This is a genomic window from Simiduia curdlanivorans (genome assembly GCF_030409605.1).
GTDB lineage: Bacteria > Pseudomonadota > Gammaproteobacteria > Pseudomonadales > Cellvibrionaceae > Simiduia > Simiduia curdlanivorans.
Genome location: NZ_JAUFQG010000004.1, coordinates 2,833,875 through 2,857,702 on the forward strand (window position 1 = coordinate 2,833,875; position 23,828 = coordinate 2,857,702).

Annotated in this window: 22 protein-coding genes and 3 tRNA genes; 21 read left to right on the forward strand and 4 right to left on the reverse strand. The window is 49.8% G+C overall.

The annotated features are described in order from the left end of the window. Nucleotides 1-68 precede the first annotated feature (68 nt). Both ald and QWY82_RS12465 read left to right on the forward strand, forming a co-directional pair. On the forward strand, nucleotides 69-1,187 hold the full coding sequence (gene ald, locus QWY82_RS12460) for an alanine dehydrogenase (RefSeq protein ID WP_290262817.1): 1,119 nt from the start codon (nucleotides 69-71) through the stop codon (nucleotides 1,185-1,187). A gap of 193 nt (nucleotides 1,188-1,380) precedes the next feature. Continuing rightward, nucleotides 1,381-3,819, forward strand: coding sequence for a putative bifunctional diguanylate cyclase/phosphodiesterase (locus QWY82_RS12465; RefSeq protein ID WP_290262820.1), 2,439 nt, complete (start codon nucleotides 1,381-1,383; stop codon nucleotides 3,817-3,819). Here the strand turns inward: QWY82_RS12465 and QWY82_RS12470 are convergent. Continuing rightward, entirely contained in the window at nucleotides 3,809-4,531 is a 723-nt protein-coding gene (locus tag QWY82_RS12470; RefSeq protein ID WP_290262823.1) for a 16S rRNA (uracil(1498)-N(3))-methyltransferase, read from the reverse strand. The genes QWY82_RS12465 and QWY82_RS12470 overlap by 11 nt on opposite strands. 21 nt (nucleotides 4,532-4,552) lie before the next feature. Beyond that, nucleotides 4,553-4,629 (reverse strand) — tRNA-Arg (locus QWY82_RS12475). Between the two features lie 69 nt (nucleotides 4,630-4,698). Here QWY82_RS12475 and arsS point away from each other — a divergent pair. The 3 genes from arsS to QWY82_RS12490 are packed head-to-tail and all read left to right on the forward strand — an operon-like array spanning nucleotide 4,699 to nucleotide 7,030. Then, nucleotides 4,699-5,679 carry an arsenosugar biosynthesis radical SAM (seleno)protein ArsS gene (gene arsS, locus QWY82_RS12480; protein WP_290262825.1) on the forward strand — a complete coding sequence of 327 codons (981 nt, stop codon included), beginning with the start codon at nucleotides 4,699-4,701 and terminating at the stop codon, nucleotides 5,677-5,679. Further along, complete coding sequence (locus QWY82_RS12485; RefSeq protein WP_290262828.1) at nucleotides 5,660-6,376, forward strand: TIGR04283 family arsenosugar biosynthesis glycosyltransferase; 717 nt, start codon at nucleotides 5,660-5,662, stop codon at nucleotides 6,374-6,376. Before arsS ends, QWY82_RS12485 begins: the two co-directional genes overlap by 20 nt. After that, nucleotides 6,377-7,030, forward strand: coding sequence for a TIGR04282 family arsenosugar biosynthesis glycosyltransferase (locus QWY82_RS12490; protein WP_290262831.1), 654 nt, complete (start codon nucleotides 6,377-6,379; stop codon nucleotides 7,028-7,030). 406 nt (nucleotides 7,031-7,436) lie between these two features. Here QWY82_RS12490 and QWY82_RS12495 read toward each other — a convergent pair whose 3' ends face one another. Beyond that, nucleotides 7,437-7,904 (reverse strand): flavodoxin family protein, encoded by a 468-nt coding sequence (locus QWY82_RS12495; protein WP_290262834.1) that lies wholly within the window; start codon nucleotides 7,902-7,904, stop codon nucleotides 7,437-7,439. A gap of 77 nt (nucleotides 7,905-7,981) precedes the next feature. Here QWY82_RS12495 and QWY82_RS12500 point away from each other — a divergent pair, with 77 nt between their 5' ends. From QWY82_RS12500 to QWY82_RS12560, 13 genes are all read left to right on the forward strand, one after another. Continuing rightward, the gene (locus QWY82_RS12500; protein WP_290262835.1) at nucleotides 7,982-10,372 is read left to right on the forward strand and encodes a DNA internalization-related competence protein ComEC/Rec2; all 2,391 of its coding nucleotides are present in this window, start codon (nucleotides 7,982-7,984) and stop codon (nucleotides 10,370-10,372) included. Between the two features lie 141 nt (nucleotides 10,373-10,513). Continuing rightward, nucleotides 10,514-11,140 (forward strand): MotA/TolQ/ExbB proton channel family protein, encoded by a 627-nt coding sequence (locus tag QWY82_RS12505; protein ID WP_290262838.1) that lies wholly within the window; start codon nucleotides 10,514-10,516, stop codon nucleotides 11,138-11,140. Beyond that, nucleotides 11,141-11,578: an ExbD/TolR family protein gene (locus tag QWY82_RS12510; protein WP_290262841.1), complete on the forward strand. Its 438-nt coding sequence runs from the start codon at nucleotides 11,141-11,143 to the stop codon at nucleotides 11,576-11,578. Nucleotides 11,579-11,581: 3 nt separating this feature from the next. Then, on the forward strand, nucleotides 11,582-12,616 hold the full coding sequence (gene lpxK / locus QWY82_RS12515) for a tetraacyldisaccharide 4'-kinase (protein WP_290262842.1): 1,035 nt from the start codon (nucleotides 11,582-11,584) through the stop codon (nucleotides 12,614-12,616). Between the two features lie 38 nt (nucleotides 12,617-12,654). Then, the gene (gene kdsB, locus QWY82_RS12520) at nucleotides 12,655-13,413 is read left to right on the forward strand and encodes a 3-deoxy-manno-octulosonate cytidylyltransferase (protein ID WP_290262845.1); all 759 of its coding nucleotides are present in this window, start codon (nucleotides 12,655-12,657) and stop codon (nucleotides 13,411-13,413) included. A gap of 1 nt (nucleotide 13,414) precedes the next feature. Then, nucleotides 13,415-13,903, forward strand: coding sequence for a low molecular weight protein-tyrosine-phosphatase (locus QWY82_RS12525; protein ID WP_290262846.1), 489 nt, complete (start codon nucleotides 13,415-13,417; stop codon nucleotides 13,901-13,903). Beyond that, entirely contained in the window at nucleotides 13,900-14,946 is a 1,047-nt protein-coding gene (gene murB / locus QWY82_RS12530; protein WP_290262849.1) for a UDP-N-acetylmuramate dehydrogenase, read from the forward strand. The genes QWY82_RS12525 and murB overlap by 4 nt, the downstream gene beginning before the upstream one ends. After that, nucleotides 14,924-15,532, forward strand: a complete 609-nt coding sequence (locus QWY82_RS12535) for an alpha-ketoglutarate-dependent dioxygenase AlkB family protein (protein ID WP_290262850.1) — start codon at nucleotides 14,924-14,926, stop codon at nucleotides 15,530-15,532. Before murB ends, QWY82_RS12535 begins: the two co-directional genes overlap by 23 nt. A 182-nt stretch (nucleotides 15,533-15,714) precedes the next feature. Then, complete coding sequence (locus QWY82_RS12540; RefSeq protein WP_290262853.1) at nucleotides 15,715-16,368, forward strand: response regulator; 654 nt, start codon at nucleotides 15,715-15,717, stop codon at nucleotides 16,366-16,368. A 153-nt stretch (nucleotides 16,369-16,521) separates the two neighbouring features. Further along, on the forward strand, nucleotides 16,522-18,345 hold the full coding sequence (gene uvrC / locus QWY82_RS12545) for an excinuclease ABC subunit UvrC (protein ID WP_290262855.1): 1,824 nt from the start codon (nucleotides 16,522-16,524) through the stop codon (nucleotides 18,343-18,345). Between the two features lie 43 nt (nucleotides 18,346-18,388). Next, complete coding sequence (gene pgsA / locus QWY82_RS12550) at nucleotides 18,389-18,949, forward strand: CDP-diacylglycerol--glycerol-3-phosphate 3-phosphatidyltransferase (protein ID WP_290262857.1); 561 nt, start codon at nucleotides 18,389-18,391, stop codon at nucleotides 18,947-18,949. A 142-nt stretch (nucleotides 18,950-19,091) separates the two neighbouring features. After that, nucleotides 19,092-19,165: transfer RNA gene (locus QWY82_RS12555), tRNA-Cys, on the forward strand. Nucleotides 19,166-19,251: 86 nt separating this feature from the next. Further along, nucleotides 19,252-19,338 (forward strand) — tRNA-Leu (locus QWY82_RS12560). A gap of 1,440 nt (nucleotides 19,339-20,778) precedes the next feature. On the opposite strand, the gene QWY82_RS12565 is transcribed toward QWY82_RS12560, so the two are convergent. Further along, nucleotides 20,779-21,798 carry a DUF429 domain-containing protein gene (locus QWY82_RS12565; RefSeq protein ID WP_290262859.1) on the reverse strand — a complete coding sequence of 340 codons (1,020 nt, stop codon included), beginning with the start codon at nucleotides 21,796-21,798 and terminating at the stop codon, nucleotides 20,779-20,781. Nucleotides 21,799-22,152: 354 nt separating this feature from the next. On the opposite strand from QWY82_RS12565, the gene QWY82_RS12570 reads away from it, so the two are divergent. The 3 genes from QWY82_RS12570 to QWY82_RS12580 are packed head-to-tail and all read left to right on the forward strand — an operon-like array spanning nucleotide 22,153 to nucleotide 23,603. Beyond that, nucleotides 22,153-22,455, forward strand: coding sequence for a type I restriction-modification system subunit M N-terminal domain-containing protein (locus QWY82_RS12570; RefSeq protein WP_290262861.1), 303 nt, complete (start codon nucleotides 22,153-22,155; stop codon nucleotides 22,453-22,455). 44 nt (nucleotides 22,456-22,499) lie between these two features. Next, a complete protein-coding gene (locus tag QWY82_RS12575; RefSeq protein WP_290262863.1) occupies nucleotides 22,500-23,228 on the forward strand; it encodes a hypothetical protein in 729 nt (242 codons plus the stop codon). A gap of 42 nt (nucleotides 23,229-23,270) precedes the next feature. Continuing rightward, entirely contained in the window at nucleotides 23,271-23,603 is a 333-nt protein-coding gene (locus QWY82_RS12580) for a hypothetical protein (RefSeq protein WP_290262865.1), read from the forward strand. The last annotated feature ends 225 nt before the right edge of the window (nucleotides 23,604-23,828 follow it).

Here is a 23,828-nt window from a genome sequence, read left to right on the forward strand (position 1 = left end):
ACTTCGCAACATCAACAACCACAAGGATCGCGCCTTAGAGTGCGGCCTAGCGAGAGAAAAGGTGATTTATGCGTATTGGTGTCCCTAAAGAAATTAAGAACCATGAGTACCGAATTGGTTTGACCCCAGCCGGTGTTAAAGAGTTGGTGATGAACGGCCACGACGTGATGGTTGAAAATAATGGCGGTGCAGCCATTGGATTTGAGAATGATCAATACCTCGCTGCTGGCGCGACCATCATCGACAGCGCCGAAGAAATTTTCGCGAAAGCTGAGATGATCATTAAAGTTAAAGAGCCCCAGCCGAATGAGTGTCGCATGCTCAGAGAAGGTCAGGTTCTGTTTACTTACCTCCACCTAGCGCCGGACCCACAGCAAACCGAGCTGTTAGTGGCGTCGGGTGCTACCTGCATTGCCTACGAGACAGTTACCGATCCACGTGGCGGTTTGCCTTTGTTGGCGCCTATGTCGGAAGTGGCAGGGCGTATGTCGATTCAGGCCGGCGCACATCATTTAGAAAAAGCTCAGGGCGGGCTGGGTGCGTTGTTAGGTGGTGTGCCGGGCGTAGCACCCGCCAAAGTACTTATTATTGGCGGCGGTGTTGTCGGCACGCAAGCAGCGCGCATGGCTGTTGGTATGGGTGCGGATGTGACGATCTTAGATCGCTCTCTACCGCGTTTACGTCAATTAGACACCGAGTTTGATGGCCGTTTGCGCACCGTGTATTCCACCGTAGATGCCTTGGAGCAATATGCACTGGAGGCCGAGTTAGTGATCGGCGCCGTATTGATCCCCGGTGCCGCCGCCCCGAAATTATTAACACGGGATATGATCTCGCGTATGAAGAAGGGCGCTGTTGTCGTTGATGTGGCGATCGACCAAGGTGGCTGTTTCGAAACCTCAAAGGCCACCACCCATCAAGACCCAACCTATGTTGTCGATGACGTGGTTCACTACTGTGTGGCGAATATGCCTGGTGGTGTTGCGCGTACGTCAACTATCGCACTGACCAATGCAACTTTGCCATTTGCTGTAGCACTTGCTAATAAAGGCGCTAAGAAAGCCCTGTTGGACGATGCTCATTTAATGAACGGTTTGAATGTGCATGCTGGTAAGGTGACTTATCAAGCTGTTGCTGAGGTGCTGGGTTACGCTTATGTTGCGCCAACCGAGGCCTTGAACGCTTAGGTTTACTCAAATCTGTGAGACTTTGCGTAGATCTTTCGCAAACCGCCCTAAGGGGCGGTTTTTTTTGCTTATAACTTTCTGTTAGCACTTTGTCAGATGACATTAGGGCGGCTACGCTTAGCACAGGGCTTTATATAGCTCCGTTGCAGTGCGCTTATTGATTAGCTGAGAAAGGGTTCAAAAAATCGCCAGAGTGAATCAAGTTTTAACGGATCATGCCTTTAAGGGGATTTCCTTTCGCCTAGCAAAGGTGGGCGTCATCTTGGCCTTTATTTTAGGCCTGGCGATGAGTTCGGTGCAGCTTTATCTCGATTTAAAGGGCCATGAAGAATCCTTGGAGAGTTTGATTCAACGGGTCATTGAGGTGACCACTCCGCCCGCAGCCCGCGCTGTTCACACACTCGATGACGACCTGTCACTCGAAGTGGTCAATGGCTTACTAGCTTATGATTTTGTCTATGAGGTGACTATTGCCGATGAATTAGGTAGCGTTCTTGCCACTGGCAGCAAGCCGCGGCAGGTCAGTTCCACTCGCTGGATTACGGCATTTATCGCCGAAGATAGTCGCGTTTATACCGCCCGCCTAAGTATCCCCGGCTATGGCGACAGTGTCGCCGGCACCATTCGTTTTACCGTAGACATAGATGTGGTTTTAGCGCCGTTTTTCAATCGATCAGGGTTGATTCTCGGTGCCGGTATGTTGCGCAACACCTTGCTGGTGTTGTTTCTGTTTTTTGCTTTTCACTTGATGTTGACGCGCCCGCTAATACAGCTGGTTAGGGAAATGTCCAGTATCGATTTAGATAAGCCGGGCCAATCGCGCATTAAATACCCAACCGATCATCGCGACGATGAGCTAGGTGAGCTGGTTACCACAACGAATAAGCTGTTGGATTTAATGGAGTTGTCGCTCGCTAAGCGCCGAGCGGTCGAGTTGGCACTGCGCCGAAGTGAAGAGCATATTCGTCAAATTATCGATAGTTTACCGGTGATGGTGGGGGCGCGGAATAAAGAAGGCAATTATATCTTTGCCAATAAAGCGCTCGCCGATTTTGTCGGTAAAACCACGGCCGAGATGCAAAATTGCCATGTCAGTGATTTATTAACCTTCTATTTAAATGATGTTAGCCGGCTTGTCGAAATAGATTGCAGTGTGATCGATGGCGAGGTGGCCAGCGAGGTTTTGGAGGAAAATTTTCGCTCTATCGATGGTAAGCCTGTTTATCTGCAAACCTATATTATGCCAATTGATTTTTACGATGAACGAGTGGCGCTAATTGTTTCCACGGATATATCCGAGCGCAAGCAAGCGCAATTCAAAATGGAATTCATGGCCTATCATGATGCCCTGACAAATTTACCGAACAGGGTGCATCTTGTTGAGCGCTTAGAGCATGAACTACGACGCGCTAAGCGGCATGGTTATCATGGCGCTGTGTTATTTATTGACCTCGATCACTTCAAAACAATTAATGATTCACTCGGTCACCCGGTTGGCGATGAGGTGTTAAAGCAAGTGGCCGATCGTCTGCAGCGCTCGGTGCGGGAAGAGGATTTAGTCGCTCGCTTAAGTGGCGATGAGTTCGTGGTTGTGCTCACGGTGCTCGATCAAGACCTTTCTGTGGCGGCGCTTAAGGCTGCTGAAATAGGTGAAAAAATTCGCGCTAAAATTTCAGAGCCGTATATGTACGATGAAATGGAACTGCGCGTCAGTGGCAGTGTGGGCGTGGTGGTTTATCCCGACGCCGACAGTAGCGTGCATGAGCTTATTAAATATGCAGATACCGCCATGTACCAAGTGAAAGAGCGCGGGCGGGATGCCATTGAATTTTTTAATACCGATATGGCTGATAAGGTTAGCCAGCAGTTATTAATGGAAGGCGATCTGCACCGTGCACTTGAGGAGCAGCAATTTGAGCTCTATTACCAGCCGAAAATTGATTGTTTAACCAAGGCTGTGGTGGGTGCTGAGGCGCTCCTGCGCTGGCAACATCCGGTTAAGGGTTTTATTTCTCCGGTGGACTTTATTCCGGTGCTGGAAACCTCTGGTCTGATAGTTGATGTGGGCGCTTGGGTGTTAATTGAAGCGTGCAAAGCACTTGAATTATGGCAGTCAAAGGGGCTTTGGCGAAATGACATGCGGTTAAGTATCAATATTAGCCCGCGCCAGTTTAGACGCAAAACCTTCGTGCAAGATGTTAGTGAGGCTCTGTCTGCTCGACATATTCCGGATAATTCACTCGATATGGAAATTACGGAGGGAGTAGTCATTCAGAATGTGGATGAAACCATTAGCACCATGGCTCAATTGTCTGATATGGGTGTAAGTTTCTCGTTAGATGATTTTGGTACCGGTTACTCTTCAATAAGCTATTTGAAATCACTACCAGTCAGCACCTTAAAAATTGACAGAAGCTTTGTGCGCGATATTGTCGAAGATCAAAATGACCGCGTGTTGGTGGAAACGATTGTCACCATGGGGTGTCTGCTTGGCATGAATGTGGTGGCAGAAGGCGTGGAAGATGAAGAGCAGCTGCGGCTCTTGAAAAAATATGGTTGTCACTCTTACCAGGGTTATCTGACCAGCCCCGCGGTCCCTATAGCACAATTTGAGGGCTTTCTTACCCGTTAAAAAGTTTTGCCAGCAAAACGGGTAGAGCAGTTTCTACTCTTAAAATACGATCACCTAGGCTGATCGATTGAAAGCCTATGTCGCTTAATTTTTCCACTTCGTAATCGATAAAACCGCCCTCTGGGCCAATGGCTAAACTGGATGGCGCCTCAAGGCTTTGATCGTGAGGGCAAGCGCCACTATTATAGGGGTGAGCCACCCAATTTTTTTTACCCCGACACGCGATGCTAAGCTCATCTTCGACAAAGGGTTTAAATCGTTTTGCTAATGTCACCTTTGGTAGTAGCGTATCTTTTGCTTGTTCGAGCCCGAGGATAAGTTGCTCGTGAATTTTTTCGGCTTGCAAAAAAGGTGTTTGCCAGTAGCTTTTTTCGACCTTATAGGCGTTGATGAGGGTGATATGTTTTACCCCCATGGTTGCGGCTGTTTGAAAAATTCGCCGCAACATTTTTGGCCTAGGTAAGGCTAGTATCAGGTGCACAGGTAGTGGCTTGGGTGGTTGTTGCGACAAACTGAGCTGGGCCAGCGTTACTTGATTTTCATCGATGCCTGTAACAATGGCTTGCCCCATGCGTCCATTGATTTGGCCGATGCGCACGGAGTCGCCAATGGCTACTTTTTGTACGCTTTTTAGATGCTTCGCTCTTCGCTCCCGCAGTACCACTTGATCGTCGTGGATAAAATCATCACTATCAAGTAATAGCAGGTTCATAGATGGCAAACAGCGGTAGAGTGGCGTCCCCGAGACGATTTGAACGTCCGACCTGCCGCTTAGGAGGCGGCTGCTCTATCCAGCTGAGCTACGGGGACAGAGGCGCTAATTGTAATGAATTTCACTGAGGGCGCAATCTTTATGCACAGTTTCGCGGATAATTACTTATGTTAGACACCAAACCACTCTTGTTCCCGTCGTCTTTTCCGGCGATTTCTCGGGGTTTACTGCAAACCTTGCAAGTGAATTTGGGCTATTTGTGTAATTTAAGTTGCACCCATTGCCATGTGAACGCCGGGCCGAAACGCACGGAGTTAATGGATTTGTCGACAGTGGATTTGGTCTTGTCCTACGTGGATAGGCACGGCATTAAATGCGTTGATCTCACCGGCGGTGCGCCGGAAATGAATCCGCATTTTCGCTACTTGGTGCGCGAGCTTAAAAAGCGCGGGCTCGAGGTTATCGACCGCTGTAATTTGACGGTGTTGCTGGAGCCTGGGTTTGAGGACTTGGCGAATTTCTTGGCACAAAACGACGTGCGTATTGTGGCCAGCCTGCCTTGCTATGAGGCGAAGAATGTCGCCGAGCAGCGCGGCAAAGGTGTCTATGAATCCTCCGTTGAGGCGTTAAAAATACTCAATACATTAGGCTATGGCGAACAGGGGCATTTGAGTTTAGATTTGGTTTATAACCCTAATGGCGCCTTTCTGCCCCCGCCGCAGGCGTCCTTGGAGCAGGACTATAAGCGTGAATTAAAAGCCGCGCACGGGATTACTTTTGATCAGCTTTTAACCATTACCAATATGCCTATTAGTCGGTTTGGCAGCGTGTTGGAATCTAAGGGTAAGTTTCAATATTATTTGGCGCTGTTGAAAGATAATTTTAGTGAGCAGAATCTCGCCAGTGTTATGTGTAAAAGCCTAATTAGCGTTGATTGGCAGGGTTATGTATATGATTGTGATTTTAATCAAATGCTCGAAATGCCGTTAAAAATGGCTCTGCAAGACGCCATTGTTACTGACAAGTCGAAATTACATTTGCGCGATATTATCGAGTCAAATTTAACCGGCCAATCTATTCAAATTGCTGAGCATTGTTATGGCTGTACGGCAGGGCAGGGAAGTAGTTGTGGCGGCGCGCTCGATTAATCCGATAAGCATTATCATTCCCACTTACGGGGATATCGAACAGGTCGCTGTGCTTTTGCGCAGCTTGCAGCCATTGCGGGCGCAGGGTGCCGAATTGTTGGTTGCCAATGGTTGCGCCGAAGACGCTAATAAAGCTGCAGAATTGGCTTGGCTCGCCGATCATATTGTCAACAGCCAACCGGGCCGGGCGCGGCAAATGAATACTGCCGCTGCCATCGCGCGTGGCGAGTTTTTGTTGTTCTTGCATGCAGATTCACGGGTAACAGCGTCGCTTTTCGAGCCTTTCTTTTCACCGCAATCCATAGACTCATCTTGGGGTTTTTACCGGCTGCGCATAGAGCCCGCCGATGGCCTACTGCCCTTGGTGGCGAAACTGATAAATATTCGTTCAGGTTTAACCCACATCGCTACCGGCGACCAAGCCTTGTGGGTGCGGCGCGACTTATTTGACGCGCTGGGCGGTTACCCTGATCAAGCCTTGATGGAAGATATCGAACTTTGTGCGCGGCTAGGTAAAAACTACAAGCCAACCCACTTTTCTGGTTTTGTGATCACCTCGTCCCGGCGCTGGCAATCTAAAGGGCAGATCAGAACGATTGTTACCATGTGGTGGCTGCGCCTGCGCTATTGGTTGGGTGCTAACCCCAATCATTTGGCGGCCATTTATTATCCGCATTTAAAGCAGACTGATTGCTAAATGATTCAGAGAGATAGAGCCCGGGGCCTAATTGTTCAGTTTGCTAAAGCGCCAATTGTCGGACAAGTGAAAACCCGTTTGCACTCGGCGTTAACACCGGAAGACGCCACGGAATTGCACTGCGCCTTGGTTAAGCATAGCCACAAGGTTGTCAGCTCGCTGGTCGAGGTAAAGTGCGCCCTAGCGGTTGCGCCGCCCGAGCACGCCTTTTGGCGCGAAGCGGACTTTGCGCGAACGGCCTTGTGGTCGCAAGGGGACGGCAATTTAGGGCAGCGGATGCAGGCGTGTTTCGAACGCCAGTTGTGCGATAGCTCGATCGCTTGGGTCATTTTAATTGGCAGTGATTGTCCCGCACTGAATTCGGCTTATTTGGTCGACGCAATTAAGGCACTTGAGCAGGGGCATGAGCTTGTCTTGGGGCCAGCCACCGATGGCGGTTATGTGCTCATTGCTATGTCTTCGCCTTTCCCCGTGTTTGAGGGCGTCGATTGGGGCTCGGCTAAGGTTCTGACGCAAACCTGTGCCAAGGCGGCAGGTTTGGGCATTGCGCCTTATCTGCTGGCTCCCTTGGCAGATGTAGATCGCCCCGAGGATTTAGCTCAGCTTGGTCAATACGCTCATCTCGCTCGCTGGGCTGTGGGCGCGAGGCCTTAGCCCGTTAGCCGGAAGTCGCGGCGAATAGGGAGCTAATGCTCTGCAGTTATTCAGCTATTTCTGAGCAATTGAGGCGTTCTTTTTCGTTGACCCCTCGTTACTTTTATGCACATCACCTGAAGTTGTTCAATTAGCGTGCAAAGGCTTAAAGTCTATTCCTGCTAAAGACTTCAAAAACTCGCTAAGTTATTGATTTGCATGATTTCTCCGCCTTGGTTAACTAATCGTCAATGTGTGCCGGCGTTAGAATTAATGCGGTCTAAAGCAATCTGCTCAAGGTTTACCCCCAAACTTATCCACAGAAACTGGGGAAAACTAAGTCTCGAAATTACCGGCTTTGCTTGTTACGAGTATTCGCACTTGCAACTAACGGTAATAGCAATTGCTGCATTACTGGCTCAGTTGGTTAGAAAATACCCATGCTCAACCCCGCGGCGAGGGTCTGGCCGAGGGTTTTCGCGTTTTCAAGGTGCGCTGCCTGGATCTCGCCCTGACAGATTAGCGTTGGTATCACCTGCCTCAAGGGGTAGCCTTTGGCTATTCGCTGTATTTCTCGCTCGGCGCCTGTGCCATCGTTGCCAGCGGAAATAAACAGGGCAAAGGGTAAATTTAGTGCGTAGGCTTCTGCTGGGTAGTAGGTCCGATCGAAAAAGTCTTTGAGTGCACCGCTCATGTAGCCAAAATTTTCTGGGGTGCCAAACAGTAATCCATCGGCCCACAGGAGATCCGTCAACGAGGCCTGAAATGCCATCAATGTGCGAACTTCACACTCGCCGTCTTCGCAGGCGCCTTCGGAGACGGCGCGGGCGAGCTTTTCGGTGTTGCCACTTTGGCTGTGATAAACCAGCAGAATTCTTTTTCGTGTATTGACCATGTCAATTAAAGTTAGCTCTCGGCTGGGCATGAACTAAAATAGGGTAAACCTTAGATTGCGTTGAAACAAGGATCGTTATGCGCATCGCTCTCCTTCTATTTGCTCTGAGCCTTGGTAGTTTAGTGCTCTGGCCAAGCCTTCCATCCTTGGCTGCTCTCGCTTTATCTGCGCTATTGTTCATGGTGTTGGCGGTGCTCGGAATTACAACGCAGCGCTATCGAAGTCTTTGGCGATTGTCCGGCGCGCTGATCTTGGGTTTCTTCATTGCCGGTATTCATGGCCATTGGTTAATGGAGCGTTTACTGCCCTCAAAGTGTTCTCATCAGTTTGTTCAATTTACGGGGCGCGTTGTCGGGTTGCCCAGCTATTCGCAGCTGCGCGGCGAAAACGTTGCGCGCTTTTTAGTGGAGGTTCAAACCCTTGAGCCACAATCCTCACTCAATTGTCCGTCGCTATCGACGCTGATCGGTGCTCGCGTTCAGATGCGTTGGTATTCGGCACCTACTCAGCTTGAACCTGGCGGAGTGTGGCGCTTTGATGCCAAGCTAATGCGCCCTCGTGGTCAATCGAACCCCTATGGCTCCGACTATCAATTATCGCTGATGCAAAAAGGAATAGTTGCGTTGGGTTCTGTGACGGGTGGAGCATTTATCGGTGCTGGTAGCGAAGGGCTCTCGGGTCTTAGATTTCGTTGGCGCAGTTACTTATTGGCTGAGCAAAAGCTTAGCGATGTATCAGATGTTTTAATCGCTTTGACCATTGGCGATTCGAGCCTGTTAACCCCCTCCGTTAGAAACACTTTTCAGCGCACCGGTACCAGTCATCTAATGGCGATATCCGGTTTACATGTGGGCATTATGGCGCTTTGTGGCTATTGGTTCGGGCGAGGTATTGGTGCCTTGATTTTGTTATTAAGTTTGCGATCTACGGTCTGTATGTTTAATGGGCGCGTGATTGCCAGTTTAATGTCGTTACTTTTTGCCGGGGTCTATGCCGGGCTAAGTGGTTTTGCGCTACCCACACAGCGAGCGCTGATCATGGTGGCGTTATTTTTAGTTAGCAAGTTGGTAGCCAAACATTGGAGTTTGTTCGATGTGTGGTTGTATGCATTGGTAGTGGTATTGTTACTTAATCCACTTCAAGCGGCGGAAGCTGGCTTCTATTTGTCTTTTCTCGCTGTTTTTGTACTCGTTGTTGCCACGGCTTCGCGACGGGCTATGCAAGGCGGTATTATCGCCTTGACGCAACGCTGGATTCGCCCGCAGCTTGCGATATTTATTGGTTTATTACCCTTAAGTCTTTTTTTATTTGGTGGTTTAAGTTTAGCCAGTGTGCTAGCCAACACTGTCGCCATTCCTTGGGTTACTGTTTCGAGTGTACCTCTGGCTTTACTGAGTTTTTTGATGTGGTGTTTTGAACACCATTGGGCTGACGGGGTGTTAGCGGCGGCAGCGCTAAGTTTGCGCTGGCTACTTAATCTATTGGTTTGGATTGACTCGCATTTTTTTAATCTAGGCTGGATAGCGCTTGCGTTGACACAACCACTATTGCTGGTGATTTCAGCCTTGGCTCTCGTTTTACTATTGCCTGCACCAGCCAAGTTAAAAATATCGCTATGTGGGTTCGTGGTTGCAATAACGGTGATCGACTTGCAACTGCGCCAACATCTTGTTGCCACCGAGCGGCGGGTGACAATTTTTGATGTCGGGCAGGGCTTGGCGGTGTTGATTGAGGCGGACGGCCAGCGCTTGCTTTACGACACTGGGCCGCCCTTTGGCGAGTATACCGATGCGTTCAGTCAACTGATTTGGCCTTATTTACGTTTCCAAGGGCATGCAACGCTGGATACCTTAGTCATTAGTCATGATGACGCGGATCATGCCGGTGGCGTTGCGCGCTTGAGTGAACGTATGTCTGTGACGAGGGTGTTTGCCGGTGAGCCTCTCGGTGCTCGACAGCGTTTGGGTGCCGCTGCTGGGTCGATACAAAATTGTCATGCAGATTTGCGAATTTATTCGCTTGGCACTGGCGGTAGCTTCTTATTCCTGCCCGAGGGCGCGGCAAGCGAGGGTAATGATGCTTCCTGTGTGTTACAGATTGAGTTTCCGGAACTGCTTATTCTTTTGCCTGGTGATGTTAGTCGTGCGCGAGAGATGGCATTGCGGTGGCCCTCACCACAGGAGGGGCAGGCCTTCCGCTTGTTGGTGGTTCCCCATCACGGTAGTCAATCCTCATCGTCTTACGCGCTTTTACAGCAGTTTTCGCCAGACCTTGCAGTGGTCAGCGCCGGCTATCGAAGCCGCTATGGCCATCCCCATAGAGAAGTGCTAGGTCGCTTGGAAAGTCTGGGTGTGGAAACCGTAAACACCGCTATTGACGGTGCAATTCAGTTGCGCTGGCAGCCGAATCAGGCGGTGCAAATCTATCGCTGGCGAGAAACTGAGAAACACTTCTGGTTCGATGGCTAAACAGGCAATCTCGCTTGTGATAGAGTGTCGCCAGTCGGAGGCTGCGCCTCTATCTAGCGGGCCTCGGTTGGTAGGGGTTGGTCGTCAAGCTAATCGAGTTGCTCTGTGCGACACTCGGTTTTTAGGTTTTAGGAGCGAATAGTGTTCGAAATAGTCAAAGCCGGTGGATGGCTGATGGTCCCGATTATTTTGTGTTCAATGGCTGTGCTAGGTATCACCCTAGAGAGGCTTTGGAGCCTTAACGCCAGTAAAATAGCGCCGCGACATTTACTGTCCCAAGTCTGGGGCTGGATAAAAAACAATCAGCTGGACGCCAATAAATTAAAAGAGCTAAAGCAAAGCTCCGAGCTAGGTAAGATTTTAGCTGCTGGGCTTAGTAACTCGCGCCACGGCCGCGATATTATGCGCGACTCAATCCAAGAGGCCGCCAGTGAAGTGGTGCACAAGTTAGAGCAGTATTTGGGAGCCCTTGGCACCATCGCCGCGGTAGCTCCCTTGCTCGGTTTGCTCGGAACGGTATTTGGTATGATTGATGTTTTCACAACGATCACCTTGCAAGGTACTGGTAATGCGGGAGCCTTAGCCGGCGGTATTTCTCAGGCTTTGGTAACAACGGCAGCCGGATTGTGCGTTGCCATTCCAGCCATGGTTGCGCACCGTTATTTCACCCGAAAAGTCGACTCGCTGGTGGTGGTAATGGAACAGGAAGCCATCAAACTCGTGGACGCGCTGCACAGTGATCGTCGTGTCGAAGGCAAGGGTAATTAAGTGAGCAACGCCGTTCAGTTTAAGCGCGCTAAGCGGGAAGAAGAGTCCGTTAATTTGACGCCCCTCATCGATGTGGTGTTTTTATTATTGATCTTTTTCATGGTGTCCACCACCTTCACTAAAGAAACTCATTTGTCTATTGATTTGCCCGAAGCCAAAGGTGAGGCGGCGGAAACTCAGCCGCAACATATAGAAATTTTGATTCACGCCGATGGCAGTTACGCCATTAATGGTCAAACCTTGGTTGATAAAAAATTACCGACTTTATTGCGAGCCTTGCAAGCGGTTGGGAACGACAATACCAAAACCCCGCTTATAATTACCGCTGACGCCAATACACCACATCAATCTGTGATAACGGCTATGGACGCAGCCGGTCAGTTGGGCTTCGTGCATTTAAGTTTGACGACTCGCCGCCCAGAGGCGCAGTCAGAGTAAGCTATGTCATCGTTTATCGAGCGCGGCTGGTACGGCGACGACAAGCGCTGGTGGCCGCTGTTGATACTCCTTCTGCCCATTAGTGCTGTGCTATTTTTTATCTCCACGCTGCGCCGTGCCTGGTTAAATCGCCAAGTCGACCAGTTGGTTGAGCCGCCGGTGATTGTGGTGGGTAATATTTCATTGGGCGGCACGGGAAAAACTCCCTTGCTTGCGGCGATGATTCAATTGTTGCGCTTAAAAGGTTGGAGCCCAGGTGTGGTTAGCCGCGGTTACGGCGGCCAAAGTGTGCAGTATCCCTTGTTGGTTAGTTCTGAGGTTCCAGCCGAGCAGTGTGGCGACGAGCCAAAATTATTAGTGGATAAAACTCAGGTTCCTCTTGTGGTAGACCCAAACCGCCGTCGCGCCGTGGCACATCTACTAGCGCATTGCCATTGCGATGTTGTGTTAAGTGATGATGGCTTGCAGCATTACGCGCTTCAGCGGGATATTGAAATTGCCGTGTTAGATGGGCAGCGCGGTGTTGGTAATGGCTTTTTGTTTCCAGCAGGGCCCTTGCGCGAACCGTTCACACGACTTGCTCAGGTGGATTTCTCGGTTGTGAATATTGCCGGTCCGCTGCACCCCAGTTTGGCGCCCTTGGAGGATAAACTAGTCGATATGCGCATGGAGCCCATGGCCTTTGTGCATGTGGCAACAGGTGAACGCATCCCGTTGCAAAGTATGCCGAGCGAACAGTTGTGGCAAGTGTACTGCGGTATCGGTAACCCGCAGCGCTTCTTTATGACCCTCACCGCGCAGGGGATAAATTTCGAACCTCATATTTTCCCCGATCATCACAGTTATTCTTCGGCGGATTTTACTGGGCACGCCGATGGCTTTGTTTTAATGACCGAAAAAGATGCGGTGAAATGCCGTGATTTTGCCGGTGAACATTGGTATTACCTGGCGGTTGAAGCGCGCTTGGCGGCTGATTTTATTGATCAGCTGGATGCGCTATTGTTAAAAGTTAAAGCACGCAAAGTGATTGCTCATTAAGTTTATCGTCCTGCAAATTTTTTTTTTGAGAAGTGTTTATGTCCTTTACCGTCATTATTCCCGCTAGGTTTGCATCCACCCGTTTGCCCGGTAAGCCGCTGGCCGATATCGCCGGTAAGCCCATGATCCAACGTGTGGTCGAGCAAGCTCGCATGTGCGACGCTAAGCGTGTGGTTGTGGCCACGGACGATGCGCGCATTGCCGATGTGGTGCAGGGCTTTGGCGGCGAGTTTTGTATGACCCGTGCAGACCATGCATCCGGTACTGACAGGCTACAAGAAGTTGGGCAGCTACTGGGTTTAACCGATGCCGATATCGTGGTGAATGTGCAAGGCGATGAACCGTTAATTCCTCCCAGTGTGATTAATCAGGTTGCGAAAAATATTCACGACCACAAAGACGCCTCTGTCGCGACCCTGTGTGAACCCATTGAGCGCGCTGAAGATTTTTTTAATGCCAATATTGTCAAGTTGGTAACCGACCAAACGGGGATGGCACTGTATTTTAGCCGTGCACCTATGCCTTGGGCGAGAGACGCGTTTGCCGTTAGCAAAACTAACTTACCACCAGCGGATTTGTTTGTGCGCCATATCGGTATCTATGCCTACCGGGTAAGTTTACTGAACGCCTTCGTGAATTGGCCTCAATCGCCGTTAGAAAAGTTGGAGTCGTTAGAGCAGTTGCGCGTTCTACATTTTGGTCATCGCATTCACGTAGCGCAGGCAGTTGACGCGGTGCCAGGCGGTGTCGATACACCGGAAGATTTAGCTCGTTTGTGTCAATTGTTGAGTCAGTAACGTGACAGCAAAAGTATTGATGGTATGCCTCGGTAATATCTGTCGTTCGCCTACGGCCGAAGGTGTGTTGCGGGCGGAGCTTGCGAAGCGCGGGTTAGCTGATCGGGTCGAGGTCGATTCCGCTGGCACCGCAGCTTGGCACGTAGGTAAGAACCCAGACTCTCGAAGTATTGCTCATGCAAAAAAGCGTGCCGTGGATATTTCCAGCTGTAAAGCACGCCAGGTATTAAGTGATGATTTTCATGTGTTCGATTATGTTCTGGCTATGGATAACGCTAACTTACAGGCGTTAGCGCAGTTGCAGCCTGCGCATAGTAAAGCGACCCTCGCTTCGCTGTTATCCTTTGGTTCACTGCCTGGTTACACAGAAGTGCCAGACCCTTATTACGGTGACGGCGCTGGCTTCGAAACTGTGTTGAATTTAATTGAAGTGGCTGTCAATGGTTTAATTGACCATCTTGTTGCGCACAATTTACGGTTGCCACAATGACCTTCTGCATTTCTGAAAATATAGATTTACAGCCTTTTTGCACCTTAGCCATTCCGGCCAAAGCGCGCTTTTTTTGCGTTGCCACCTGTGTTGACGACATTCGCCAAGCTCTGGATTTTGCCCGCACCCAAGAATTGCCATTTATGGTGTTGGGCGGCGGCAGCAATGTGGTGATGAAGTCTGATTTCAGTGGCCTCGTGATACATATGGCGCTGCGTGGCATTGATTTGCAAGCGAATTTGCCGCCGGACGCCGATGCGGGTATTAATGATAAGGTTTATATTGCGGCCGCGGCGGGGGAGCCTTGGCAGGCCTTAGTTGATTTTAGTCTTGCACACGGGCTTTGGGGGTTAGAAAACCTCAATCTCATTCCCGGCACCGTGGGTGCCGCACCAATCCAGAATATTGGTGCTTACGGTGTTGAGCTCGACCAAGTTTTTTATGATCTGCAGGCGCTGCGGGTAAGTGACGGCGAGCTTGTGGTTTTCTCTAAGTCGGCCTGCGAGTTTTCTTATCGCGACAGTTTTTTTAAGCGTACTAAAGGTGAGTATATTATCGTCAGTGTACGCCTGTGCTTATCCCACAAGGGCGTCGCTAAGTTGGCCTACCCGGGTTTGGCTGATCATTTCGACCCAGTATCCCTAGGCGCACTGGTGCCCAGTGCGGTAGCCGAGCGAGTGGCTGAGCTCAGGCGCGCTAAGCTACCCGATCCTACTGTGATTCCCAATGCCGGTAGTTTTTTTCATAATCCTATTGTCGATTCTGAACAGGCGGAGCACTTGCGTTCTCTGCACCCCGATATCGTGTCTTATGCACAGGCCGATGGCCGTTATAAATTGGCCGCAGCTTGGCTGATTGATAGGGCGGGGCTCAAAGGTGAGCTCAGCGACGGCGTTGGTGTACATGCCCACCAGGCTTTGGTGTTGATCAACCCGGGGCGGCGCGAGGGTATTAACGTGCTTAACTTCGCCCGCCGAATTGCGGATCGGGTCGAGGCGCTATTTGGTGTGAGGTTAATCATTGAGCCGCAAATCTACCCTTAGAATAGAGTGTCTGCCGGACGGAGCTCTGATTTATATTCCAGACTTTTTAGTGCCAGCGCAGGCGTCTAGCTATTTTGACCAATTGCGGCAATCCCTAGCGTGGGAGCAATCTGAGATACGCCTGTATGGTAAATCCCATAAAATACCGCGCCTAAACGCTTGGTATGGCGAGCCAGGTATTCACTACCGCTATTCTGGTACTGATTTTACGGCCATCCCTTGGACGGCTGAGTTGGCCAGTATTCGAGATAGGCTGGTCGACGAGTACGACTTAACACTCAATAGCGTACTGGCGAATTATTATCGCGACGGTCAGGACGCAATGGGTTGGCATGCAGATAACGAACCTGAATTAGGCGCTGCGCCCGTGATTGCAACGGTGAGCCTTGGTGCTAAGCGAACCTTGCGCCTGCGCCATAATCGCCGCGAGCAGGCCTCGTTCGGTGTGGATCTGGCACCTGGTTCTTTGTTGATCATGGGGCCAAGCCTACAAGGGGCGTGGCAACACAGCCTGCCAAGGCGCGTAAATACTGGGCCGCGGGTGAGTTTAACGTTCAGACAAGTGGTGCACAGTCGTACCAGTTAGTCGTGAGCGAAAATGTGACAGATGTCACATTTGCTAGTCAATGAAACCCTCGGGTGATACATTACGGTGTCGGACAAGGGGCTGAACCGCTAATCTAAGGGTTGAATATGTAACCGGCTCTAGGTAAGGATAAGAAAAATAGTGCACATATCATCAATGTGCTGTCTTTGGGGACAAATATCTTGATCAAAATACTGGTAGTCGACGACCACGATTTGGTGCGTACGGGGATAGTACGTATGTTGTCGGATGTAGAGGGAATTGAGGTAGTTGGCGAAGCCGAAAGTGGTGAGGTCGCCATTAAACTCACCAAGGAATTGAATCCTACTGTCATTTTAATGGACGTAAAAATGCCTGGCATGGGTGGCCTTGAAGCGACTAAAAAGCTTCTGCATTGGCACCCTGAAGTGCGCATAGTCGCGGTTACCGCCTATGACGATGATCTTTACCCGCAGCGTTTATTGCAGGCGGGGGCGGCGGGCTATATCACCAAGGGCGCAGATCTTAAGGAAATGATCGAGGCGGTACACACAGTCGTGCGCGGCGAGATCTACATGAGCAATAATGTTGCGCGCCAGCTCGCGATGAAGAATTTTGGTGGCCGCAAGGGCGAGCAGTCGCCGTTTGAATTGTTGTCTGAGCGCGAGTTGCAAACCGCTCTGATGATTGCCAATGGTCAAAAGCCCATGGATATCGCCGCGACCTTTAATGTCAGTCCAAAAACGGTGAATACCTACAGGTATCGTATTTTTGAAAAGCTTAGTATTTCAAGTGATGTGGAATTGACTCTGTTGGCAATTAAGCACCATGTGTTAGATCCGGAGTCGGTGGTTTAAGTTGTATTCGTAAGCGTTAATTTGCGCGGCTACTTCAAATTAAAACACGCCTAATAAGATACTTTTGATAAACTAAAGCCCAAGCCCAAAAGCTTGGGCTTTGTTTTATCTGTGCGGTAAATATTGGCTAACTTTTAAACATACGTCGAGTCTATGTCAGATACAGACCTCAGTTTTGATCATAAAACCTTTCTTAAAACGCTACCGTTAACGGCGGGTGTTTATCAGATGTATGGTGAGGACGGGCATATTCTTTATGTGGGAAAAGCGAAAAATTTACGCAGCCGAGTCGCCAGTTATTTTAGGACTAGTGGCTTAACCCCTAAAACTCAGGCGCTAGTGGCACGCATTTGCACTATGCAAGTGACCCTTACAGAAACTGAAGTTGAGGCTTTGCTATTAGAGCAAAGTTTAATCAAAGCCCAGCGACCACCTTATAATATTCTCCTGCGCGACGATAAATCCTACCCCTATATTTTTATCAGTAGCCGCGATGACTACCCTAAAATAGGCGTACACCGTGGCTTGAAGCGAAAAAAGGGCGAGTACTTCGGGCCCTTTCCTGGCGCGGCTGCGGTGCATGAGAGCATTCAATTTCTGCAAAAAACCTTTCGTTTGCGCACCTGTGAAGACTCAGTATTTGCAAATCGTTCACGGCCTTGTTTACAGTATCAAATTCAACGTTGTTCTGGGCCCTGTGTGGATTTAATTAGCCCGGAAGACTACGCAGCCGATTTGCTGCATGCACAGCAATTTTTGCGCGGTAAAAGCTCGGATCTGATTGGTGTGCTGGCCGATCAAATGGAACAGGCGTCAGCTCAATTACACTTTGAGCGTGCGGCCCTGTTGCGCGATCAAATAACCTCGCTGCGCAAGGTGCAGTCAGAATCCCCGGTGGATAACCAAACCGGGGACGTGGATGTGATTGGTATTGCCTCAGATGGCGCTAAGTTGTGTGTGCACTTTTTGTTCGTGCGGCAGGGCCGTATTCAGGGCAGCAAAAGTTATTTTGTGAAATACCATTTGCAGGAAACTGAGCAGGAGTTGTTGTTGTCTTTTGTGTCTCAGTGGTATCTAGCGGGTGGCGATAGGGATTATCCGCGAGAGATAATTTTGCCGGCCGCTATTGAAGATGTGGATTTGTTGGCAACCGCTATTTCAGCGTCGGCACAAAAAAACGTGCGGCTTGTCTGGCAGGTGCGTTCTTACCGGGAGCAGTGGCAGGGCTTGGCGCAAACGGCAGCGCGCCAAAATTTGGCTTCGCACCTTGCCACTAAATCGTCTCTGTTGCAGCGCTTTGAAACCTTGCAGGAAATCTTGCAGCTGGAGTCTTTGCCAGAGCGTTTAGAGTGCTTTGATATTAGCCATAGTAGCGGCGAAAAAACGGTTGCCTCTTGTGTGGTCTTTAACCGCGAGGGCGCACTCAAGTCGGATTACCGGCGCTTTAATATTGATGGCATTACTCCGGGCGATGATTACGCGGCGATGGAGCAAGCTTTGACTCGGCGTTACACCCGGGTGCAAACGGAAGCAGGGCGCCTACCGGATCTATTGATCGTCGATGGCGGCAAGGGTCAGCTTGGCATCGCCAAAAAGGTCATGGCTGAACTCGGCTTACACGAGGTGAGGCTGTTGGGGGTTGCTAAAGGCACTACCCGTAAAGCGGGATTTGAGACCTTAATCGACGGTACGCGCGAATTTGTCTTGGATGGCCAAAATAGTGCCTTGCATTTAATTCAGTCGATTCGCGATGAGGCCCATCGCTTTGCGATTACGGGTCACAAGCAGCGTCGGGATAAAGCCCGGCGAGTCTCTAAGCTAGAAGAGATAGATGGGGTAGGGCCTAGCCGGCGCCGTGAGCTGTTGCGTTATTTTGGTGGTTTTCAAGAAATTGCGGCTGCGTCGGCCGCGGATTTGGAGAAAGTGCCGGGTATTAGTAAAAAATTAGCGGATCATATTTACACCGCACTGCATTGACGGTAACTTGCCCCATTGCAAAATTGAAGTAATAGTAGCCCATATGAATTTGGCCAACCAATTAACACTGGCGCGCATTGCATTAATCCCGCTATTTGTGGTGATATTTTATTTGCCCTATCACTGGAGCTATCCTGCAGCCGCCATTATTTTTGCCGTGGCCGCCGCCACTGATTGGCTTGATGGCTACATTGCTAGACGCTATCAGCAGGCCACAGAATTTGGCGCCTTCCTTGACCCTGTCGCAGATAAGCTCATGGTTGCGGTGGCGCTAGTGCTTCTTGTGGGCGCGCACGATAGCGCCTTACTGTCTATTGCCTCAGCGGTCATCATTGGTAGAGAAATTGTTATCTCTGCGCTTAGGGAGTGGATGGCAGAGCTGGGCAAGCGCTCTAGTGTTGCGGTTTCCTATATTGGCAAGATCAAAACCGCCGCGCAGATGTTAGCCATCGTGTTATTGCTCGCGATAGAGCCTTCGTCACACCCGGTCATGCTGGTGGTGGGTTACTTTCTGCTCTATGTGGCTGCAGGGCTGACACTTTGGTCGATGTTTATCTATTTGAAGGCGGCCTGGCCCATGATGAAGTCAAAAAGAGCTGCCTAAGTACTTGACACTGCGAGCCTGCCCCCTAGAATAGCGCGCTCTTCTGAGCCCTTGGGTAGTTTTCGAGTAGCCAGTTTTATTCGAGCTAAGTGTCAGAAAATATTGCATTTTTTACTAGTGCTCGGCTACAATGCCGGCCCTTGGCGCGATAGCAAAGCGGTTATGCCACGGATTGCAAATCCGTTGAGCCCGGTTCGACTCCGGGTCGCGCCTCCACTTTCGTTAACGGTGTTAAACCGCTAACAAAACTGTCGACAACGACAGCACCTCACAGGTAGATGATGCTCATCACCTGACTCGATGCCCGAGTGGTGAAATTGGTATACACAAGGGATTTAAAATCCCTCGACCTCACGGTCATGCCGGTTCAAGTCCGGCCTCGGGCACCATATTACGTCGATTTATGTTCCGCAAAATTTTCTCGAACAAAGCTCAAAATCCTCCGGGGACTTGAACCGGACCGGTTCACTAAATGCGACCAGCATTTAGCACAAGGAGCGATAGCGACGCAGCCCGCAGGGCGCTAATAGCCCCTAGGCTAGTAGCGTTAACCCGGCCTCGGGCACCATATTACGTCGATTTATGTTCCGCAAAATTTTCTCGAACAACGCTCAAAATCCTCCGGGGACTTGAACCGGACCGGTTCACTGCAAATCGTCTGGAACGATTTTGACAGCTTCGCTGGCCGTAGGCCGAAGTGCCTGGATGTGCGTCGTCAAATGCGACCAGTATTTAGCACAAGGAGCGATAGCGACGACAAATCGTAAGGATAACGATTTGAGCAACGATGTTGGCCGAAGGCCGAGCGACAAGGATGTTGCGAGCTCACCCCGCAGGGCGCTAATAGCCCCTAGGCTAGTAGCGTTAACCCGGCCTCGGGCACCATATTACGTCGATTTATGTTCCGCAAAATTTTCTCGAGCAAAGCTCAAAATCCTCCGGGGACTTGAACCGGACCGGTTCACTGCAAATCGTCTGGAACGATTTTGACAGCTTCGCTGGCCGTAGGCCGAAGTGCCTGTATGTGCGTCGTCAAATGCGACCAGTATTTAGCACAAGGAGCGATAGCGACGACAAATCGTAAGGATAACGATTTGAGCAACGATGTTGGCCGAAGGCCGAGCGACAAGGATGTTGCGAGCTCACCCCGCAGGGCGCTAATAGCCCCTAGGCTAGTAGCGTTAACCCGGCCTCGGGCACCATATTACGTCGATTTATGTTCCGCAAAATTTTCTCGAGCAAAGCTCAAATGCCTGCGGGGACTTGAACCGGACCGGTTCACTGCAAATCGTCTGGAACGATTTTGACAGCTTCGCTGGCTGTAGGCCGAAGTGCCTGGATGTGCGTCGTCAAATGCGACCAGTATTTAGCACAAGGAGCGATAGCGACGACAAATCGTAAGGATAACGATTTGAGCAACGATGTTGGCCGAAGGCCGAGCGACAAGGATGTTGCGAGCTCACCCCGCAGGGCGCTAATAGCCCCTAGGCTAGTAGCGTTAACCCGGCCTCGGGCACCGCTTCGCAATTCAACGTAATCTTAGTTAGCCCAATACTCCAACTAGAATGTTGCCGATACGTAGTTTGACGTCCAAACACGTCCTCTGAAATCCAGTAACAGCTAATACAAAATTTTTACCAGTTACGAAAATGGAGTGCGTGTTGGGAAAAAGAAAGGCATGCACAGGGTTACGTTTGAGCGACTTTATCGACACTATCTATTCCTTGAAAATCAATATTGGCATTTGCTCGATAGGTTGTTAAGTAAGGTCGATAATTAGCATACCAACAGGCTTATAAGGTTTGATTCACTTCCACTACTAAACAGACCTAACCCAAATACCTTTCCCGATACTCCCGCTTTCTCTCTTCCGGCGTTGTGCCGAAAATTCCCGTACATTTATGCGCGGCATGTGCATCCCATCCCCAAGGCCAGCGTTTGAAGGTGTAGGCTTTGCAGGCCGGGCAATCTCTTGTGTATGTATTGTTTGCATTGCTATCGGTGGCTTTGACCACGGCTTTTCGTTTGTTTGGCGGCTGTGGAGTTGGTGTGCTTGGTGCCTGGTAGCCATCAGGCATTTTAGGTACCCAAATCACATCGTCGGGCGGCGTGCCAAAACTATCGCGCTCGTGCACTTCAAGGGATGCAACCCAAGCGCATAGATAGGCGTCTACTTTATCGTGCATCGGTCCAATGGCTATGTCGTCAATGCAAGTATCGAGGCTCGGGTTGGGCCATCCGGTAATAGCGGCGGCTGCGTTTAATTGGTGTTCAGCAACACCCGCCTGTGATTTATGCAATGTGGCCGCTCCAAGCACGCGCGCGGTTGCCTGAGGGTAGACTTCAATACATTCAGCCAACTCACTCAAGGTTTCGAAGAGCGCAAAACCAGCGAGCATCCATAGCTGATTACTGTGCGGCAGCTTGTTGAGCTCACCGCCATTCAATAAATGTGCTTCTACCTTCCTTCGTATCGCTGTAAAGCCCGCTTTTGTAGGTGTGGTAAAACAAGATATGCCCGCCGCATCTAATGCCCGCTCAGCTAGCCGTCGCTTTTGATTCGGCTGCGTCGGTGCGCTAGGTGCATCAATGGCAATGCGTAGGGGCTTTACATCAAACGCGCGGCAGGCCCTGCAAACATAATCTCTACATTCATTGGCGAACTCGTTAAGTAACTCGTCCTGTAGTGTCATCATGTTGCCCGTGCCAATGGGCGGGCGAAAGGTCAGCTGTGTAAGTGGCAGGGGAATGAGTTGCTTGCCTTCACGGCGCACAGCCACAATGGGCAGGTGCTTGCCCTTGCGAATAGCTAAGTCAATGCCAATGAAAACGCCGTTTGAATCAGCCATTGTTGTAGGTTGCCTCTCGCCCTAGTATCGATAAAGAATGCCTCACTTTTACCTATGCCAGATCCTTACCGGCTGTAGGGTTAAGTTGGGGTAATCGCAAGCGCATGTTACGGCTTCATCCTGTCCCAAATGTCCTATACACTCAACCCCATAAAAATGTAGCGCCAGCAAGGAGTTAGCGGCCAAAATGGATAACAGGGTAGGTCATAAAACGATCAATTTTACCTGTACCTGCTGCGCAACTCGCCAGCACGCCTTATTCCGCACCCGCAACGCCAGCGCGACCATCCAAATACCTATTACACCGTCACGGCCCAGCGCCTTGGCGATCAATCTGTATAACGAGATAAAAGCATGACCCAAACCCCCAACAAACTCGCGCCCGATTCCTGGGTACTGGCCGATTTACTGCGCGGTGATTTTAAGCAGAGCCAATACGGCCGCATCATCCTGCCCTTTAACTTGTTGCGCCGGTTGGAGTGCGTATTAGCACCCACCAAAGCGGCCATGCTTGGCGACTTCTTAAAAGCCGTAGACGACGCCATCTTCGAAAGCAGCGAAGCCCACCAGAATCAGAAGTTTCAACTGCTATCAGATCCAGAAAGAGCCAAAGGTTTTGCGAAGATGGTGTTTGAGTTGTTGAGTAGGGGTAGCTGATTGTTGTGAAGGCTATGGATTTCAGATGCTTAGGGAGTGCTGCCGTGACTAAACCAGACCGAGAAGGTCTAAAGTCTTTAACTGAGCTTTGTCAGCAGGACATTAGAAACACGTTTTTACACCGATATGATCCGAGTATAGGCGACTATCGACAGACGACATTGGTGGAGCATCACGAAAATATTTCAGGCTTGTCATTGTCGGCTTTTGTGCCTGAAAGTATCGCCACGCAATACGACGTGGCTCGTAACCTCTATCAATATGCGTGGTTTGAATATCGCTTCTATGTCGAAGCCGAGGCCAAGGTGCTCACCGTTCTAGAGCTCGCACTGCGAACCAGAATAGATAGTGACGATCTAAAGGAATACATTAAAGAACGCAAAGCCCAAGCCAAGGAAACGAAAATCAGTTTCAACGCCACAAAGGGTTTAAAACTCTACATAGAATACTGCCGCGACCGGCAGCTAATAAGTGAGGATGGCTTCTCAGCAAACGAACACCTTCCGTATCGGCGCGCTAAGTGGCGATATGAGGGTGAGCTAATTAAGCGTATTACAGAGCAGGGCCTTAGTGAAGTTAATTATAACGAAGACGATATTTGCATCACAGATGAAGATCGAACCCGTAATCATCTAGAGCACCTAGTAAAAAGCATCAACAAAATCCGTAACAACTACGCGCATGGGGCAACCACACTGCATAACAGTGTCCTAGGCACGTTTGTGGATGTTAGGGATTTTATAAACCAAATGTATTCAGTATCGTACAAGTAACTTTTTCGCCAACCAAGAAATAACGTATAGATAGGAGTTGTCATGGATAGTATGAGAACCCAGCTGGCTGAACTGTTAGGTAAAACTCCTGACAAGGTCGAAGATAAAAAGGCTGTACGGATTGTATGTCCTCGTTGTAAAACTGTATTTACGTCGAGGAAGGAATTTTTGGGGCACAAGAAAAAAACTAGGCGAGCGCTGGAAAAGGAATCCGATAAGCTGCTCCGAAAGGCAAAAAGAAGGTTCCGAAAAAAACAGTTTAATAAACCAAAATTAAGCGAAATTGAGAAAAGTGAACGGGAAAGGTTGCAGCGAAGGGGGTTTAGTGAAGGCGCATTTGTACCGTCTTCAAATGTCAGGAAGGTTACAAAGTAGTTAGGCACTTGCTTGTCGGATCGTATTAATGAATTTTTTTCAAATTTTCGGGAAGAGTTGTGAAGAAACCCTCTAAAAATAATTTGGCATGGCAAATCCGTCAGAATGTGCTTCGTAGAAAGAGGCGTGTAAGGGAAAATCGGTCTGGGCGATACAGAGTAAGTATTAAAGTTTTAAAGGACAAACTTGCTGACTTGGACAGAATTGGAGTAAAGGCGACGATAA